This is a genomic window from Desulfoscipio sp. XC116 (assembly GCF_039851975.1).
In the GTDB taxonomy this organism is placed as follows: domain Bacteria; phylum Bacillota; class Desulfotomaculia; order Desulfotomaculales; family Desulfallaceae; genus Sporotomaculum.
This window is the reverse complement of record NZ_CP156660.1, coordinates 3,506,832-3,523,109: the sequence shown is the minus strand read 5'-3', so window position 1 is coordinate 3,523,109 and position 16,278 is coordinate 3,506,832. Positions and strand designations below refer to the sequence as shown.

Below are 16,278 nucleotides of genomic sequence, written 5' to 3'. Positions count from 1 at the left end.
GACTGTGGAAACGTTATAAGAGCTTTTTTGCCGGCATTGGTGATAGACAACGGATGTCGCCCGGGAGATGTCGGGGTTGTATTATACAGGAATGATAAAGGATGGTGGACAGGCAGTGAGTGAGCAGAATATTAAATATATTGGCGATGAGCAGCATTTAATGGTAGATAAGCTGGTGGAAAAAGCGGAGCAGGCCCGGCAGGCTTTAATGCGACTGTCTCAGCGGCAGATTGACGATATTGTTCGGAATATGGCCTTGGCCGGGCTGGACCGGCATATGGAACTGGCCCGGCTGGCGGTGCGGGAAACCAAAAGGGGGGTTTACGAAGATAAATCGATTAAAAATATATTTGCCACGGAATCGGTCTATCACAGTATTAAGTACAAAAAGACCATAGGGGTAATCAGTATTAATGAGGAAGAGGATCTAATGGAAGTGGCTGAGCCCGTGGGAGTGATTGCCGCTATAATTCCCGTGACCAATCCTACCTCCACAACTATGTTTAAAGCACTGATATGTATTAAAACAGCCAACCCGGTGATTTTTAGTTTTCATCCCGGGGGACAAAAATGCAGTGCGGCGGCGGCCCGGGTAATGCTTGATGCGGCGGTGGCCGCCGGGGCGCCGGAAAACTGTATCGGCTGGATTGAAGAGTCCTCATTGGAGGCTACCCGGTACTTAATGAATCACCCCGGAGTGCAATTAATTCTGGCTACCGGTGGGGCCGGTCTGGTGCAGGCCGCTTACAGCACGGGCAAGCCGGCTCTGGGGGTGGGTCCGGGTAATGTACCCTGCTATATTGAAAAAACAGCGCACATTAAGCGGGCGGTAACCGATTTGATTTTAAGTAAAACTTTCGATAATGGCTTGATCTGCGCTTCCGAACAGTCGGTGGTTATAGACCGGGAGATTTTTCAGGAAGTTACTGATTTAATGAAGACCTACGGCTGTTATTTCTTAGACGAGCAGGAGACAAGCAAGCTTGAGGCTATGGCGGTAAAAGGGGAAGACTGTGCTTTAAATCAGGCCATTGTAGGACAATCTGCCTGCGATATCGCGCAAATGGCGGGTTTTGAAGTGCCCCGGGAAACTAAAGTGCTGGTGGCGCTCCAGCAAGGAGTGGGTCCGGGACATCCCCTATCTATGGAAAAACTAAGTCCCATACTGGCTTGCTATCAAGTTGACGGTTACCGGGAGGGTATCAGTCGCTGTGAGGAAATAGTGGGCTTTGGCGGCCTGGGGCACTCGGCGGTGCTGCACACCGAAGATAAGGATGTGGTGGCTGAATTTTCCCGGCGTATGCGTACCGGGCGAATTATCATCAACTCCCCGGCAACCCACGGGGCTATTGGGGATTTATACAATGTCAATATGCCTTCGCTGACTCTGGGTTGCGGCTCGATGGGACATAACGCCACTACCTCCAACGTAAGCGTGGACAACCTTATTAATATCAAGCGGGTTACCGGTCGGCGGGATAAACTGCTGTGGTTCAAAGTACCCGAACGCATCTATTTCACTTCGGGTTCGGTGCAGTATCTGCAAAAAATGCAGGGTGTGGCCAGGGCTATCATAGTTACCGATCCGGGTATAGTCAAGCTGGGTTTTGTGGACAAGGTGGTATATCACTTAAACAAGCGCAATAATCAGGTCAGTGTAGAGATTTTTTCCGATGTGGAGCCCGACCCGTCGGTGGAAACGGTGCAAAAGGGCGTCGAGGTAATGAAACAATTTCGCCCGGATACTATCATTGCGCTGGGTGGCGGTTCGCCCATCGACGCCGCCAAGGCCATGTGGCTGTTTTATGAACATCCCGAGGTGGAGTTTGACTTTCTAAAACTGAAGTTCTTGGATATCCGCAAACGCACTTATAAATACCCCAAGCTGGGGCGGCAGGCCCGGATGGTGGCCATACCCACCACCAGCGGCACCGGTTCGGAGGTCAGTGCCTTTGCCGTGATTACTCACAAGGGCCAGGATATTAAGTATCCCCTGGCGGATTATGAGCTGACTCCAGATGTGGCAATTATAGACCCGGATTTTGTTGGTACGCTGCCCCCGGCGGTTATCGCGGACACCGGTCTTGATGTGCTGACCCATGCCCTGGAGGCTTATGTATCGGTGATGGCTTCGGACTATACCGATGCCATGGCTATGAAAGCTACCGAGCTGGTGTTTAATTATTTGCTCGCCAGCTACGGGGAGAAGGATAACTTTACCGCCCGGAGTAAAATGCATAATGCCTCTTGCATAGCGGGTATGGCTTTCACCAACGCCTTTTTAGGCATTTGTCATAGCTTGGCTCATAAGTTGGGCGGCGAGTTTCACATTACCCACGGCCGGGCCAACGCTATTTTGCTGCCCCATGTGATCCGGTATAATGCGGGACTGCCCAGCAAGTTCGCTTCTTTTCCGCAGTACGAGTATTTCCAGGCCCCGGAAAAGTACCGGCAAATAGCCGCTTTTTTAGGTATGCCGGCAGGCAGCGTGGAAGAGGGGGTAGACAGCCTTATAGCCGGGGTAGCAAAACTGCGGGCTGACGTGGGTATACCGGATACCTTTGCCCAGTGCGATATTGACGTCGCGCTGTTTAAGCAAAAGGTGCCCGAGCTGGCCGAAAAAGCATTTCTCGATCAATCCACTACCGCCAACCCGCGCATGCCTTTAATTGAAGAACTGGCCGAAATTTTGCTGCGCGCTTACGATGACCCGCACGCTTAACGGCTTTATGGCCAAGCCCGATGTTATGAAGCGGGTGGATGATGCTATTGTTATGGCATTTACAGAGCAAATAGTTCCGCAATAGGCAACGGAACTATTTGCTTATATTTATATATTTACTGTTTGTTTGGCTTTTCATCTAATAATAAAGCGTGGCTGATCAAATGGTGCAGGTGAATGACCCGGGCACCTTCCAGCTCGTAGTATTTGATGATGTCGGTTAACTGGTCGAAACAGTTGTGGCACGGACAGGCTATCAGCTTGCAGCCCGTGGCATTAATCTGGTCTGCTTTGAGTTTACCTTTAGCCATTCTGTAGGGGTAGATATCTTTGCCCATGGCCAGCAGCCCGCCGCCACCGCCGCAGCAGTAATTATAAATTCCGTGCGGGTTCATTTCTTCGAAATTCATAACGGTTTTCTTTAATACATAGCGCATGGCGTCTCCCAGACCTTGCTTGCGCACTGAATTACAGGGATCGTGCAGAGTGATGGGCTCGCTATTAATGGTGGGATCAACTTTAAGCAGGCCGGCTTCAAACCATTCCACATATTTTTCCACGATGCTTTTCACGGGGTATGTATTGTCCTTGGTGAGCCAAACTTTGGGACCCCATTTATTGGCGTGGGTGGCATGTCCGCACTCAGTGACCACAAGTTCCTTTACTTTAAGGCGCTTAACCTCATCGGCGTAGCGCTGGGTGATAATGGCCGCCTCTTCGTCATTGCCGCTAAACAGAGCGTAGTGGGTGGCATCCCACCATTTGCTGCTGCATGTCCAGTTGGCGCCCACATACCACATTATCTTGGCGATGCTTTGCACGTCATTGGGATAATATTTAATTTCCCGCGGGTCCCAGAGGAACAAAAAGTCTGCGCCTTCTTTATCAATGGGGATTTTGGCGTTGGGGTCGCCGACTTCCTCCTGCAGCTCCTCTTCCATCCACTCCAGGGTGTCCAGGTAATCTTCCGTGGAAACTTCCATCTGGTTACCGGTGTTAATTTGCGCATCTACCACGTCCTGCAGGAAGCCGGGAGCCTTCAAACCAAAATTTCCCCTAACTGTACGCACCAGAGTTAATATTTCTACTCCCATAGGACAGTCCATTGTGCAGCGTCCGCACTGGGTACAGGCCCAAATAAAGTCCGAGTTGAAAACCTCTTCGCGCATGCCCAGCACCAGCATACGAATGAACTTCCTGGGGTCGGCATTATCATGCACGCCATTATAGGGGCATCCCGCGCTGCACATACCGCAAGCCAGGCAATTGTAGAAATCATTAGCATCACTAGTTGTACGAGCTTTAGATATAACCTCACTTAGAAAGTTGGGGTCTAACTTGTCTGCTATGATTGCACTCACTTTTTCTCCCCCTTATTAAATAGTTAATTAACATTAGTTTAAAACTATATTGAAACAATGTCAATTAACAAAATTGCTTTTTTTAACCACTGGTTGTCTGTCAGCCATTACCAGGCTTGCATAATAAAGGGGCTAGTATTTTGTCGCGCTATTATGCAATTCTTCGTATTGTTCTCTTAGCTCCACCAAGTGCATTTTTTCCTCTTGCAGCAGCTTGCTGAGCATATCTTTCACATCCGTATTGTTTGTATGGGCATATAGCTCCTGGTAAAGCAAAATGGATGATTAATGAGATGGTTGTTGATAGGATTTTTTAACAATGGCATAATATATTCTTAAAGGAAAACAATAACGTAAGTGCTTGAACTTTAACTAAATAAAGCTCGACATAAGTACGCCAAGGGGGTGAGTTTGGAAATGAGTCAGACGTTTAAAGTGGAGGGTATGAGCTGTCAGCACTGTCAGATGGCCGTAGAAAAAGCGGTTAAAGGCATTGCCGGTGTTGAAAATGTACAGGTGAACTTGACTAAAAAAGAAGTGGCAGTAACCGGCTCCGCCCAAAGGGCGCAAATAGCCCAAGCTATTAAGGAAGCCGGCTATGAAGTAGTGGAATAAGTGCTTTGAGGCCTGGCTTAACTTTCCGATATAGCCAGGCCACATGATTTTAATCGGCTGATTTTGCGTACAATGGTGGACTGATCTACCTTTAAGGCGCGAGCTGCTCTGTTGGCGCTGCCGCATTCCTTAATAGCCGCACTGATTAACTGTCGCTCTACCTCCATAACGGCACTCTTTAGCGGCATAATGCCCTTTACATAAACTTCAGGCTGCTGATGCTCCAGGTTTTCAAAAACGTGAGCCGGTAAATGGCTCACAGTAATTTCATCATCAGTTATGGTAACCATCAGCCTTTCTATCATATTATCCAATTCTCGCACGTTACCGGGCCAGTGGTAGTGTAAAAAGGCGTCAAAAACCCGGGGGTTTATTTTTTTGCGAATGCCATACTGTTCTTCATACTTATGTTTAAAAGCATAGGCCAGAGGTATGATATCCTCTTTGCGCTCTCGCAGGGAGCAAATGTTCAGTGGTACCACATTGATGCGGAAGTATAAATCTTCCCTGAACTGCCCCTCCCTGACCATCGTTTCCAAATCGCGGTTGGTGGCTGCCAATATCCGCACATTAACAGGCTTGGGTTTGCTGCCGCCCACCCGGAGTACTTCTCTCTCCTGGATGGCCCGGAGCAGTTTAACCTGAAAGCCCGTCGGCAAATCACCAATTTCGTCCAAAAACAGGGTGCCGTTATTGGCCAGCTCAAACATGCCCGCTTTGCCCTCCCGGTTGGCGCCGGTGAAAGCGCCTCGTTCATAGCCGAACATCTCCGATTCCAATAAATTTTCGGGTATAGCCCCGCAGTTGACGGTAATGAAAGGTCCGTTTTTGCGTTTACTGTTATTGTGGATGGTTCGGGCAAAGACTTCCTTGCCTACTCCCGATTCTCCCAGAATCAACACCGTGGTATCCACTATAGCCAGCCGTATCGCTGCTTGCAGCAGCTCCCGCATTTTGGGGGAGTTGAAGATCAGCCCCTGCTGGTTTAAAAGACGTCCGCGTAGTTGGTTTAACTCATCCTGGTAACGCTCGCTTAGTTCCTTAGTCTGCTCGAGCTGCTCACGCAATTCATTAAGCTCGGTAAGGTCACGTATATTAACAACAATACGCTCAATTTCTCCGTCGTGGTTCCGTACGGGGCTGCCGGTTATCAAAAAGTGGTCTTTTTCTACCACGGTAACGGGTTCGCCGGCTTGCAGCACAGCTTTGACGATGGAATGGGCATAAACTTTTTTTTCTATCAGGTAGTTCATGTTCCGGTCATGAATCTGGGACGAAGGTATGCCGGTAATGCGTTCGTGGGCCTGGTTGGCTTTAATGATAAGACCCTGGGCATTGGTAATGATAATACCATCATAGGATGACTCAATAATAAGTTCTAATTTTTTATTTAATTGTTTAACTGAATTAAGTTCTTGAGATATAAGCTCAACTTCCGAAATATCCTGGAAAATAGCTACAGCGCCAACAATTTGCCCGTTTTCATAGATCGGACTGCGGTTGGTCAGGTAGATGCGGTTTCCTTTGGTGTAAGTTATGGATAGTTTATAGTCTTTGCGGCTTTTGCCGTCCTTTAATATATCCAGCAATCCTTGCGGGATAATAACCTCGGAAAGATGGCGTCCCATGGCATAATTTTTGGACCGCCTGGTTATTTTCTGGGCTGCTTGGTTATACAGGCGAATTTCACCGTCATTGTTGATAGCGATGATGCCATTGTTCACCGAATCCAAAATGGTATCCACCTGCAGCAGTATCCAGCTGGCCTTGTTTAGAAGCTCGCTGCCGACTTTGTCTTTTTCCAGTAAGCCGCTGAAACGGCAGTCTTGATTGACCACTGGAAAAACTTGTCCGTGTAAAGTCCAGACGTCCGTTGGGGAATCATCTTCACCAATGGTATGCACGGGGCTTTGCATTATATCGGCCGCAGCGGTGGTTTCCATAAACACCTTGGGGCCCCATTCAATGATATCGTTCCTGGTGATTAAGCCGATAATCTTCTCTTCCGAATTTAGCACCGGCAGACCGGCAACCTTGTGCTGCTTGATTAATCGCCAGGCCTCTTGCGCCGGCTGGTCGGGACGAAGACTGATGCCGATCGGCGTCATAATATCTTTAACTAACATTTTAACCTCCTCCAGGTTAGCGCGGGACTTTCTAAATGCTTATCTCTTCGAGTATTTAGATTTAGTTGAGCATTATTATTACGCATATTATTTGTGTGTGTAAAAGCATATCAGTTTGGTTTAAAACGCAGCTATTGTTGCCTTATTTGCATACGCCGTGTTTTTTAATGTGAGACGCCCGGTATATTGTACAAATATTCTCGATGTATACGGTCGGGGTTATGTATTTATGCATAACCTTTATGCTTTTGCATTCTGCAGCGCTTCGTAAAACCCTTCTTTTTAAAACTGTCCGGAGCCAGTTTACCGTTTGCGTTTTTAGGGAACATGCTTTGTTTTCACACCGTCCACTGTAATTTATTTGTTTTATTGTGATATTTCGATACAGAGGTGCAGGAAAACTTGCCGCGGATGTCCAAAATATACCTTGCAAGATTGTATCCTTAAGAATTTGGGCAAGGGTGGTTATGCCTACTTTAGTGTTATTTTACGGTCAGCCCGGGCCGGTAGCGGCGGATTTATTCGGAGTGGATGAGTTAGAGATCGGTCAACAGTATAAGTATATAAAAAGGAAGGGAAATATACTATATGCTGAAATTTTTATGCCAACAAGTATATCAGGGCCGGGGAGGCTATCTATGGATAACTGACGCACCGTTTTATGACGGTGCCGGTTGTCTGACCGGGGGTGTTGATTGTATTCGGGATATTACCGCAAGTAAAAGATTGGAAGATGATCTGAGACAGCATCGCTACCGGTTGGAAGATTTAGTGCGGGAACGGACCCGTGAACTGGCTTGCGTCAACGATAGGCTGCAAAGGGAAATCAATGTGCGCAGATGTATGGAAAAAACGCTGCGGGAAAGTGAAAAAAAGCTTAAAGAACAGCTTGATTATCTGAGTACTCTGATGGAGAGCATGAATGAACTTTTTTATACATATGATACCAGTGCCAGTGTTGTATTTGCCAACCGCAAATGCCGGGATGTTTTAGGATATCGGAATGAAGAAATGATTGGCAAAAATATATACGAACTAGTGTCGGATAGATGTAAGGAAAGGGTCAGGGAGGAAGTTCCCAAAAGGCTGCAGCACGGTGTAGCCGGTAATTACGAGATAGAATTATTACATAAAAATGGCAGCATTCGTTATGCGAGGCTAAACGTGGCGCCGGTTGTCAAGGATGGACGGATTGCCGGGGGTATGGTATTAGCTGAGGATATATCGGAGCATAAGCGGGTAGAGCAGGAAATGGCCCGGCTGGAGCGCTTGCGTATAGTAGGGGAAATGGCGGCAACCATCGGGCATGAGGTGCGCAATCCCATGACTTCGGTGCGGGGGTTTTTGCAGATATTGTCCGGTAAAACAGGCTGCTTGCAATATAAAGAATATTTTGACCTAATGATTGATGAACTTGATCGGGCCAATGCCATTATTACTGATTTTCTGGCTTTGGCTAAAAATAAACCGGTTGAAAAGATAATGCAAAACATAAACACGTTGGTGAAAAATTTGTTCCCCTTAATTCAGGCGGATAGTATAAAGGATGGTAAGCATATTGATCTGAAACTGGGCGAGGTGCCTGATTTATTATTGGATGCCAAAGAGATGCGTCAGCTCATCTTGAACCTGGTGCGCAACGGGTTGGAGGCCATGCCCGCCGAAGGCCGGGTGGCTATTAGTACTGCCGTGGCCGGTGGCGAGGTGATTCTAGCGGTGCAAGACAATGGCTGCGGCATTGAGCCCGCGGTACTGGATAAGCTGGGTACCCCCTTTTTTACTACCAAAGATAACGGTACCGGCTTGGGACTGGCGGTTTGTTATAGTATCGCTGCCAGACACAATGCCAGTATAGCTGTGGATTGTAGCTCGGCCGGCACCACTTTTTTAGTGCGTTTTAAGTTTTCTTAATGCCCTGTGTATTTGTCCGAAGGTCGTGTGAAGAGTTAATATGCCGGGACACGCGAATTATTCCGATAATAATCCGGTATCTTTATAAAAGGCTGTTGCATTACGAACTATTTAGCTTGTTGTGCAACAGCCCCTTACTTATTTTACTACATGGTTCTTGGCGTTAAGCGACGTGCTATTTCACTCAGTTCGTTGTCGAAGCTTGTCATTGGCATGCCTTCGGCTATGCCCCGCTCTATATTTTTAAGGCGGGTAACCGTATCTGCATCCGAGCTTACAAAAACGGTTTTAATGTTGGATTCAATGCCTTTAACGCGACTAATAACTGCTTCCTCTATATCTTTGGTTTGCTTTTTTTCAACGTCAGCCTTGATATCCAGTCCGATATAGGCGGTATTTCCGGCCACTACCACGGTGGAACTTTTAACCCCGTCCACCTGGTCAGCTTCCCGGGCGATGTCCCGGCTTTGCTTTTGAGCTTCATTATCAGTCTGGTTGGCAGCGTTGTTATTGGTTTGATTCTGGTTGGGGGCGGGTTGCGTGGGTCCGGGTTTTTTGGCCGCGGAACAGCCGCTGAAGATAATCAGTGAGGTGACGAACAGTGCCAGCAGTAATGTGGTCAACTTTTTAGTGCTCATTATTATATCGCGCTCCTTTGGTAAGTAGTTTGTTGTTATTAGAGTGCGGAAAATAATAAAAAATATACATTGCCGGACAGCGGGAGTGAACATTCGCGCTACGGGAGGCGTTGGGAGCGTGAAACGCAATGGTTTTAGCGGGAAATCAAACCGCGGCGCTGGAGGAATTGTTGGCTTTAGTTGAGTCTATGGCTGGGTTGCCGGATGAGCTAAAAGCTTTGCCGGGTAGATTCAAGGTTAATAGGCAGCAAAATGTCGGTAAAATTATGCTTTGAAGATAAAGGGTAACTTTCCCCGTATGCCGAATTATATGTGAAAATTAAAGGGGGGGAGTGACGTGTTGAATAAGTTTAAGATATTTTTGACCATCGTGCTTTTTATCATTTTTGGTTCCTTTGGCCTGGCCGGGTGCGGTGGCGATAAGCAGGAAAGCAGCGGCGGCAGCCAAACCGCCGATACGGGACAAGAGGCGGCGCAAAGCACCGATCGGGAATCCGCGCGGGATTTATTGGCTAAAGGACAAAAAAATGAGGGTATGACTTGTGATTATGTTTTAACGGTGGAAGATATTATCGTACGGGGTAAGATGTGGGCGCACGGTGACAATGTGAAAAATGAAACCACAGCCGAGGGACAAAAAATAATTATGCTTTCTGATGGTAATACTTTTTACAGTTACAACCCGGCTGAAAATACGGCTATCAAATATACTGATGAGGATATGCAGGGGGATAGCGATGAAATTGATACGCCCCTTGACTATACGGAGGATGTAGACGGCGAGGATGTAATTACCGAACTGGAAACTGTGAACCATGAAGGTGTTAAATGCAGAGTCCTTTTGGCTAGAGAAAAGGACTCGCAAGATGAAGCCAAGATGTGGGTGCGGGAAGACTGCGGGCTGCCCGTGCGTGTGGAAGAAACGGATGCTAACGGCACTAAGTCTGTTATGGAGTATAAAAACTTGGAAGTGGGAGCCTTGCCGGCTGATATTTTTGAATTGCCGGCTGATGTTACGGTGCGGGACATCAGTGAGATGATAAGCCGGATGTAGAGCGGTTCCGATAAGTAGATCGGCGCCGGGTATGGGGATATTGAAAGTCGTGAGACTCATGCGAGGTTCCGATATATAGCGATTGTCGGGTAAGTGGTTGACAAATAGCCAAAAACCGGTTAGCATAAAAACGTAAATAATCGGCTGGAAGCTGATTGATTTTATTGCAAGCAAAAAATATGTTCGGTTATTTATATTGAGTAAGTATAAAAGTTAAAACGTGGCCACGAAGGTCTGTCTCAAGAAGAGGCGTCTTGGTGGCTGTTTGTTTTCCCACCAAAGCTTGACAAAGAATAGTTTTTTTAAAGCATTAGGCGTGAATAAATTTATAAACGAGGTGCTAAAACATGTGTATGGAAAAGTCCCCCTGGGAAAAAGCCATTGAGTTTCACGGGCATGTTTGTCCTGGATTGGCTATTGGCTACAGAGTATCGGAGATAGCTCTAAAACATTTGCAGGAACTGCGTTCGCCTGATGAGGAACTGCTGGCTATTGTGGAAAATGACGCCTGCGGCGTAGACGCTGTCATGGTACTGACGGGTTGCACCTTGGGTAAGGGCAATCTAATTTATCGTGACCGGGGCAAACAAGTGTACACTTTTGGCAGCCGCAATGCCAACCGGGCTTTGCGTATATCGGTTAACGGTGCTGTCTTGCATCGGCCCGACCCCGATGCAGCCCAATTGAGCAGCAAAGTGTTTGGAGGTACGGCCACCGAAAATGAAAAGGCTAAATATCAGCTGGCTCGAGGCCGGCGTGTAGAACAAATCCTGCACATGCCCGAAGAAGAGTTCTGCAAGGTGGAGCAAATTGATTTTCAATTTCCGTCCAAAGCGCGGATTTTCCCTTCTGTTCAGTGCTCCCGCTGCGGGGAATACGTAATGGAGCCCCGGGCCAGAATACGTGATAACGAATTTGTGTGTCTTGACTGCTTTGAAGATTACTCCCGGGGCTGGTTATAGCCTGGTATGTTCAAACAAAAATTGCCGGTTCAATACATCTCGTTACCGGGGGCTTATTGGTTGCCCCCGGCCGGCAGGGAGTCTTGCAGCCATTTTAGTTTGGCGTTGGGCAATGCGTCAATATTTGGCGAGTATGGTTTAATATCCAAAAGCGGGCTGCCGTCCAGGGCATCCAGTCCCCGCACGCTGAGCTTATTTCCGTCAACGGCCAGTAGCTCGACGATGCAGAAGGCGATGGGGTTGGGCCGGGATGGTGACCGGCAGGCGAACACTCCTCTGATTGCATCACTATAGGGTGTTTTGGTCTGCAGTTTTTCCCGGTCGGCCCGGTCGCACCAATACAATACGATAAGGTGAGAGGCTTCAGTTATATCTTTTAACCCGGGGATATACGGCGGAAGTATCTCTATGATGCAGTTTTCCCGGGAATACCGTCCCTGTTTTGGTGCCTCGCCTGATTTTTTATACGGGGTATGGATGCAGCCGATAGGTTGTAGTTGCATGTTTTCCCCCCTTCAAACCTCGGTATTATATTTCTTACACTACAAAGTTAACTCTGTTTTTAGCTACCTTTTGTATGTAATTGTGCGTTTCCCGGTAATTGGGGACACCGCCGGCCTTGTCCACGGTTCCGGGACCGGCGTTATAAGCGGCCAGTGCCAGGGAGACGTTGCCGTCGTAGCGGTTTAACATTTGTTTCAAATAACGTACCCCGCCGTCTAAATTTTGTGCCGGGTCCAGAGGATTAGTGACGCCAAGCGAGGCGGCCGTTTCGGGCATAAGCTGCATCAGTCCCATAGCTCCCGCTCTGGAAACCGCTCGGGGGTTAAAGCCGGATTCTGTCTGTACCACTGACTTGACCAGTGCTTGATCTACGCCGTATTTCAAAGCCACCTGTTCTATCATTTCTTCCAGTCCCGACTTAGTGGCTCCGGTGACTGTATGGGCACCGGCAGCTCTTTGATAGGCACCGGGGATAGGATCGTTAGTGCCGGCTGAATAACCTTTACTTGCCTGATAGCCGTTTGTTGTATGGCTCTGAGCGATTAGCTGCCAAGCATTGCCGGCTGTCAATAGATTAAGCGGGGCAGGCGGCGACGGGTTTATTCCCTGACGTAAAAGGGCTGTTAATAAAACATCGGAAAAATTCAGATCCGTGGTGAGGGCGCTGTCAGTTTGGTTTTCGCCGGATAATGAGGACGACAGCATTTCCATAAAAAGCGATCTTACCAGTGTTTCAATCTTTAAATCCATATCTTTCTTATCTCCCGTTAGTTTAAAAACATTAAAATAACCGGTCGGCCGGTCTGATAATAAAGAAATCAATGGCCGTAGTGGGTATAGATTCATCCCGGCTATGGGGCCGGTAGTAACAGTAACTAATTAATATAATTATACTTAATGTTGCCAATTCCTGCTTTGATGCCCGGTGTTGAAAGATTATTTAATCTTTTTTCAACACCGGGCGCCAGCCGGCAGTTGCTACTGGCGATGGCGGTAGCGGCTGCTAAAAATAAAAATCTCTTTGACCTTGCTCAATTAGTTTTAGACGTTCTTCAGTCAGCCGGCGGATTTTAGGGTTGGTGATTTCAGTCAGGTGCTTATGGATGGTTTTCTCACCCACTGCCCGGGTCTCGGGGGACGCGTAATCCACCAAGAATTCCTTGAAAGTTAAAATAGCATTGGGCTGGCAGACATTTTGAATTTGCCCGCTTTTAGCCAGAGGCATAAATCTGTCGCCGGTACGTCCGCTGCGGTAACAGGCGGTGCAGAAGCTGGGGATATAGCCTGAGAGACAGACGCTGCGCAGCATTTCATCCGGGCTGCGGTGGTCTTCAATTTGGAACTGCGGCGCTTCATCGCTGGTATTACTGCTTGCGCCGCCGTTGCCGCTGTCACTGCCGCCGCCGCTGTTATCACTGCAAATCTTGCCTATACTGTTATCGGTATCACTATTGCCGCTTGCATTGCCGTCATATGTGCAGGTGCCGGTGGATTGGCGTATGTGCTCTTGCTGGTAGCCGCCCACCCCGGTGCAGGAGCCGGCACTGATTTGAGATATGCCCACGGTAAGCAGCTCATCCCGGAACTCGGCCCGTTCCCGGGTGGACAAAATCATGCCGGTATAGGGCACGGCCAGACGCAGAACAGCAATGATCTTTTTAAAAGCCGCATCATCTACTAAATAAGGGAAATTGTCGTAATTAACGCCCTGTGCCGGTCGCAGGCGGGGCACCGATATGGTGTGCGGGCCAACGCCGAAGGCTTCCTCCAGGTGCAGGGCGTGCAGCAACAAGGCCAGTACCTCATATTTGTAGTCGTACAGGCCGAACAGTACTCCCACGCCTACATCATCAATGCCGCCCTGCATGGCCCGGTCCATAGCCGTGGTATGGTAGTCGTAGTCGTGCTTGGGGCCGCTGGGGTGCGTATTGGCGTAGGTTTTTCGGTGATAGGTTTCCTGGAACAAAATATAGGTGCCGATGCCGGCTTCCTTTAGCAGCCGGTAGTTTTCCACCGTCGTAGCGGCGATGTTGACGTTGACCCGCCGAATGCTGCCGTTGGCTTCTTTTACCGCATATATGTTTTTAATAGATTCGAGTACATACTCTATGGGACAGTTTTGGGGATCTTCCCCGGCTTCCAGGGCCAGCCGCTTGTGCCCCAATGCTTCCAGCACTTTGACCTCTTTCCGCAGTTCCTCCATAGTCAGACGCCGCCTGGTGAATCGGTTGTCGCGCCGGTAGCCGCAGTATGCGCAGTTATTAATGCAGAAGTTGCTGATATACAGGGGTGCAAAAAGCACCAGCCGCCGTCCGTAAATCCCTTCTTTGATCAGGCGGGCCACCCGGTACATTTCCTCCAATAATTCGAGGTCTTCAATGTGTAACAGTACGGCGCACTCATAGGGCGTCAGCCCCCGGGCCTGACGTGCCTTTTCAATAATGCGTTTTGCGCAGGCTTTGTCCGCCTGCCGGGCCTCAGTTAAAAAAGTGTTGATCCGCTGTTCGTTAATGAAGTCAGCTTGCATAGTGGGCATTTAATAACCTCCCTTAATAAACTCCTTTGCTGGATAAAGCATATGTCGCATATGCTCATAACAGATAAATATGTTCAGTCTAATCCTGCGCTGACTGACCGGTATTACTTAGTTATACTGCGTTGATAATAGTTAGATTGTATACGGAGCTAAATTCCGTACTCATTTAGTATTCCGGGAGCATACTCCCAATTAAGCCAGCTCCGGGTAAGCCATTGGTTTGTTTTTCACGGCATGTCCCCGGTCTCCGGCCAGCGGCCTGCCCAGATCGGCCAGTAAAGCGGTTATGTCGGCCAGCGCCCGGGCGGGCTTTTCACCGATATCGGCTTTTTGAGGGTAAATTAAATATTTATCCCGCACAGCCGGGGGAGTCAAATTAGGCATAATTACGTTGGCTCCGCCGCTCAGAGCCAGTCTGCGTCCGTCCTTGGCCAATGTGCACAATGCCGTGGTTGCGGGCAGGTGAGTCTGTGGCAGGTAAAGCCTGGTTATGGCCAGTGTCTTTAAAGTGAGCTCCAGATTGCCCGGTGCGGCGTTCTTAAGCGGTGTGGCCGGGTGGGGTAAAAAGGGGCCGATACCTGCCATGTCCACGTCAAGCTTTCGCATGAGCAGTATATCCCGGGCCAGAGTATGCAGGCTTTGTCCCGGCAGTCCCACCATATTCCCCGATCCGGTCTGGTAGCCCAGTTCTCCGAGCCAGCACAAACATTGCACCCGGCGGGACAGGCTGGTATCAGGCTTTAGACGTTTAAAAAGCTGTTCGTCCGCGGTTTCCTGCTTGATCAGGTAACGGTCGGCCCCGGCCTCGCGCCAGGTTTTATAAGTTTGCCGGCTGTGCTCACCCAGCGACAAAGTGACGGCCAGATCGTATTTGTTTTTGACTCGTTCAATTATTCGGGCAATAACTGTCGGGGTGTAATATAAATCTTCGCCCGATTGCAGCACTACCGTGCGGAACCCCAGGGCGGCCGCCTCACCGGCGGCATCCAGTATTTGCTGTTCGGTTAGGCGGTAACGGGTCAGGGAGCGATTATCCCGACGTAAGCCGCAGTACAGGCAATTTTTACGACAGTAGTTGGAAAACTCAATGATGGCCCTAAGGTGCACCGCATCGCCCACTCCCCGCCTGCGCGCCTTATCTGCCGCGGACAGAAGCGCCGGCATTTGCTCGGCATTGGCGGACAGCAGGGCTGTAATTTGTTCCTCATTCGGTGGCGAGCCGGTTGATAAGCTTTGCAGGGAGTCTTGAAAAGAATTCATAGCCGGGTCAACTCCAGTCTTTGGCTGTATATGACGGGATTTTTAGCGGGTTACCAGTGCGCTTTTCACCCGTACACCGCTTATATTCCCTAATTTGCCGGTTAAAGCGCCTATTTCGTCAGTGCTGCCGTCCACTATGAGTGAAATAACGGACAGATCCCTTTCACGGTAGGGAATACCCATGCGCCCTACGATTACTTCACCATAGCTGCTTAATATGGCATTAATTTTAGGAGCCTGCTCCCGGTTTTCAACCACAATACCAATAACACCGATCCGCCTTTCCATGACCATAAACCACACCTCCTTTGCATGTTATCGAAGCTGAGGGCTATAAGCCCGCAGCCGGTAAAACATTTCTTTCTTTTGCGCAGCTGTATGATATTCACCTATAACGGTATGTCCATGATGTCTTTATTTTTAATGATTTAACCGTTAGAGGCGGGCTTCTATTAAAAAATAAACAGCCTGTTTTCTCCTAATATAAGATAAACAGGCTGTTTAAAAAGGCAAGCATATAAAACCTTGCCCCCTTGACCGCAGTATCGCCGGTACCTGTTTGCCTCAGGGTGAAGTCATAAAAGGTTCA

General features: G+C 48.6%; 14 protein-coding genes. 6 read left to right on the top strand and 8 right to left on the bottom strand.

Features of this window, described 5'->3' with window-relative positions; translation table 11 throughout:
• Positions 1 to 91: 91 nt before the first annotated feature.
• Entirely contained in the window at positions 92 to 2,722 is a 2,631-nt protein-coding gene (gene adhE / locus ABDB91_RS16670) for a bifunctional acetaldehyde-CoA/alcohol dehydrogenase (RefSeq protein ID WP_347491638.1), read from the top strand.
• Between the two features lie 116 nt (positions 2,723 to 2,838).
• Here the strand turns inward: adhE and ABDB91_RS16665 are convergent, their stop codons facing one another.
• Entirely contained in the window at positions 2,839 to 4,083 is a 1,245-nt protein-coding gene (locus ABDB91_RS16665) for a (Fe-S)-binding protein (protein ID WP_347488803.1), read from the bottom strand.
• 417 nt (positions 4,084 to 4,500) lie between these two features.
• Here ABDB91_RS16665 and ABDB91_RS16660 point away from each other — a divergent pair, with 417 nt between their 5' ends.
• On the top strand, positions 4,501 to 4,698 hold the full coding sequence (locus ABDB91_RS16660; protein ID WP_347488802.1) for a copper ion binding protein: 198 nt from the start codon (positions 4,501 to 4,503) through the stop codon (positions 4,696 to 4,698).
• 17 nt (positions 4,699 to 4,715) lie between these two features.
• Here ABDB91_RS16660 and ABDB91_RS16655 read toward each other — a convergent pair whose 3' ends face one another.
• On the bottom strand, positions 4,716 to 6,824 hold the full coding sequence (locus ABDB91_RS16655) for a sigma 54-interacting transcriptional regulator (RefSeq protein WP_347488801.1): 2,109 nt from the start codon (positions 6,822 to 6,824) through the stop codon (positions 4,716 to 4,718).
• A gap of 588 nt (positions 6,825 to 7,412) precedes the next feature.
• Here ABDB91_RS16655 and ABDB91_RS16650 point away from each other — a divergent pair.
• On the top strand, positions 7,413 to 8,735 hold the full coding sequence (locus ABDB91_RS16650) for a PAS domain S-box protein (RefSeq protein WP_347488800.1): 1,323 nt from the start codon (positions 7,413 to 7,415) through the stop codon (positions 8,733 to 8,735).
• Positions 8,736 to 8,881: 146 nt separating this feature from the next.
• Here the strand turns inward: ABDB91_RS16650 and ABDB91_RS16645 are convergent, their stop codons facing one another.
• Positions 8,882 to 9,373 (bottom strand): YhcN/YlaJ family sporulation lipoprotein, encoded by a 492-nt coding sequence (locus ABDB91_RS16645; RefSeq protein WP_347488799.1) that lies wholly within the window; start codon positions 9,371 to 9,373, stop codon positions 8,882 to 8,884.
• A 128-nt stretch (positions 9,374 to 9,501) separates the two neighbouring features.
• Between ABDB91_RS16645 and ABDB91_RS16640 the strand changes: the two genes are divergently transcribed.
• The 3 genes from ABDB91_RS16640 to ABDB91_RS16630 all read left to right on the top strand — a co-directional run bounded on the left by ABDB91_RS16640 (position 9,502) and on the right by ABDB91_RS16630 (position 11,389).
• The gene (locus tag ABDB91_RS16640; RefSeq protein ID WP_347488798.1) at positions 9,502 to 9,648 is read left to right on the top strand and encodes a hypothetical protein; all 147 of its coding nucleotides are present in this window, start codon (positions 9,502 to 9,504) and stop codon (positions 9,646 to 9,648) included.
• 62 nt (positions 9,649 to 9,710) lie between these two features.
• The gene (locus ABDB91_RS16635; protein WP_347488797.1) at positions 9,711 to 10,427 is read left to right on the top strand and encodes a hypothetical protein; all 717 of its coding nucleotides are present in this window, start codon (positions 9,711 to 9,713) and stop codon (positions 10,425 to 10,427) included.
• Positions 10,428 to 10,774: 347 nt separating this feature from the next.
• Positions 10,775 to 11,389, top strand: a complete 615-nt coding sequence (locus tag ABDB91_RS16630) for an FmdE family protein (protein WP_347488796.1) — start codon at positions 10,775 to 10,777, stop codon at positions 11,387 to 11,389.
• 53 nt (positions 11,390 to 11,442) lie between these two features.
• Here ABDB91_RS16630 and tsaA read toward each other — a convergent pair whose 3' ends face one another.
• The 5 genes from tsaA to ABDB91_RS16605 form a co-directional block, all read right to left on the bottom strand.
• The gene (gene tsaA / locus ABDB91_RS16625) at positions 11,443 to 11,892 is read right to left on the bottom strand and encodes a tRNA (N6-threonylcarbamoyladenosine(37)-N6)-methyltransferase TrmO (RefSeq protein ID WP_347488795.1); all 450 of its coding nucleotides are present in this window, start codon (positions 11,890 to 11,892) and stop codon (positions 11,443 to 11,445) included.
• 34 nt (positions 11,893 to 11,926) lie between these two features.
• Positions 11,927 to 12,643, bottom strand: coding sequence for a lytic transglycosylase domain-containing protein (locus tag ABDB91_RS16620; protein ID WP_347488794.1), 717 nt, complete (start codon positions 12,641 to 12,643; stop codon positions 11,927 to 11,929).
• Between the two features lie 253 nt (positions 12,644 to 12,896).
• Entirely contained in the window at positions 12,897 to 14,429 is a 1,533-nt protein-coding gene (gene hydG, locus ABDB91_RS16615; RefSeq protein ID WP_347488793.1) for a [FeFe] hydrogenase H-cluster radical SAM maturase HydG, read from the bottom strand.
• Between the two features lie 192 nt (positions 14,430 to 14,621).
• Positions 14,622 to 15,689, bottom strand: coding sequence for a [FeFe] hydrogenase H-cluster radical SAM maturase HydE (gene hydE, locus ABDB91_RS16610; protein ID WP_347488792.1), 1,068 nt, complete (start codon positions 15,687 to 15,689; stop codon positions 14,622 to 14,624).
• A gap of 42 nt (positions 15,690 to 15,731) precedes the next feature.
• On the bottom strand, positions 15,732 to 15,977 hold the full coding sequence (locus ABDB91_RS16605; RefSeq protein ID WP_347491636.1) for a TM1266 family iron-only hydrogenase system putative regulator: 246 nt from the start codon (positions 15,975 to 15,977) through the stop codon (positions 15,732 to 15,734).
• Between the last annotated feature and the right edge of the window lie 301 nt (positions 15,978 to 16,278).

Bases quoted from the DNA above. Each gene is read 5' to 3' on its own strand.
- adhE (WP_347491638.1), top strand. From the start codon at position 92: ATGATAAAGGATGGTGGACAGGCAGTGAGTGAGCAGAATATTAAATAT.
- ABDB91_RS16660 (WP_347488802.1), top strand. From the start codon at position 4,501: ATGAGTCAGACGTTTAAAGTGGAGGGTATGAGCTGTCAGCACTGTCAG.
- ABDB91_RS16655 (WP_347488801.1), bottom strand. From the start codon at position 6,824: ATGTTAGTTAAAGATATTATGACGCCGATCGGCATCAGTCTTCGTCCC.
- ABDB91_RS16650 (WP_347488800.1), top strand. From the start codon at position 7,413: ATGCTGAAATTTTTATGCCAACAAGTATATCAGGGCCGGGGAGGCTAT.
- ABDB91_RS16645 (WP_347488799.1), bottom strand. From the start codon at position 9,373: ATGAGCACTAAAAAGTTGACCACATTACTGCTGGCACTGTTCGTCACC.
- ABDB91_RS16640 (WP_347488798.1), top strand. From the start codon at position 9,502: ATGGTTTTAGCGGGAAATCAAACCGCGGCGCTGGAGGAATTGTTGGCT.
- ABDB91_RS16630 (WP_347488796.1), top strand. From the start codon at position 10,775: ATGTGTATGGAAAAGTCCCCCTGGGAAAAAGCCATTGAGTTTCACGGG.
- tsaA (WP_347488795.1), bottom strand. From the start codon at position 11,892: ATGCAACTACAACCTATCGGCTGCATCCATACCCCGTATAAAAAATCA.
- ABDB91_RS16620 (WP_347488794.1), bottom strand. From the start codon at position 12,643: ATGGATTTAAAGATTGAAACACTGGTAAGATCGCTTTTTATGGAAATG.
- hydG (WP_347488793.1), bottom strand. From the start codon at position 14,429: ATGCCCACTATGCAAGCTGACTTCATTAACGAACAGCGGATCAACACT.
- hydE (WP_347488792.1), bottom strand. From the start codon at position 15,689: ATGAATTCTTTTCAAGACTCCCTGCAAAGCTTATCAACCGGCTCGCCA.
- ABDB91_RS16605 (WP_347491636.1), bottom strand. From the start codon at position 15,977: ATGGAAAGGCGGATCGGTGTTATTGGTATTGTGGTTGAAAACCGGGAG.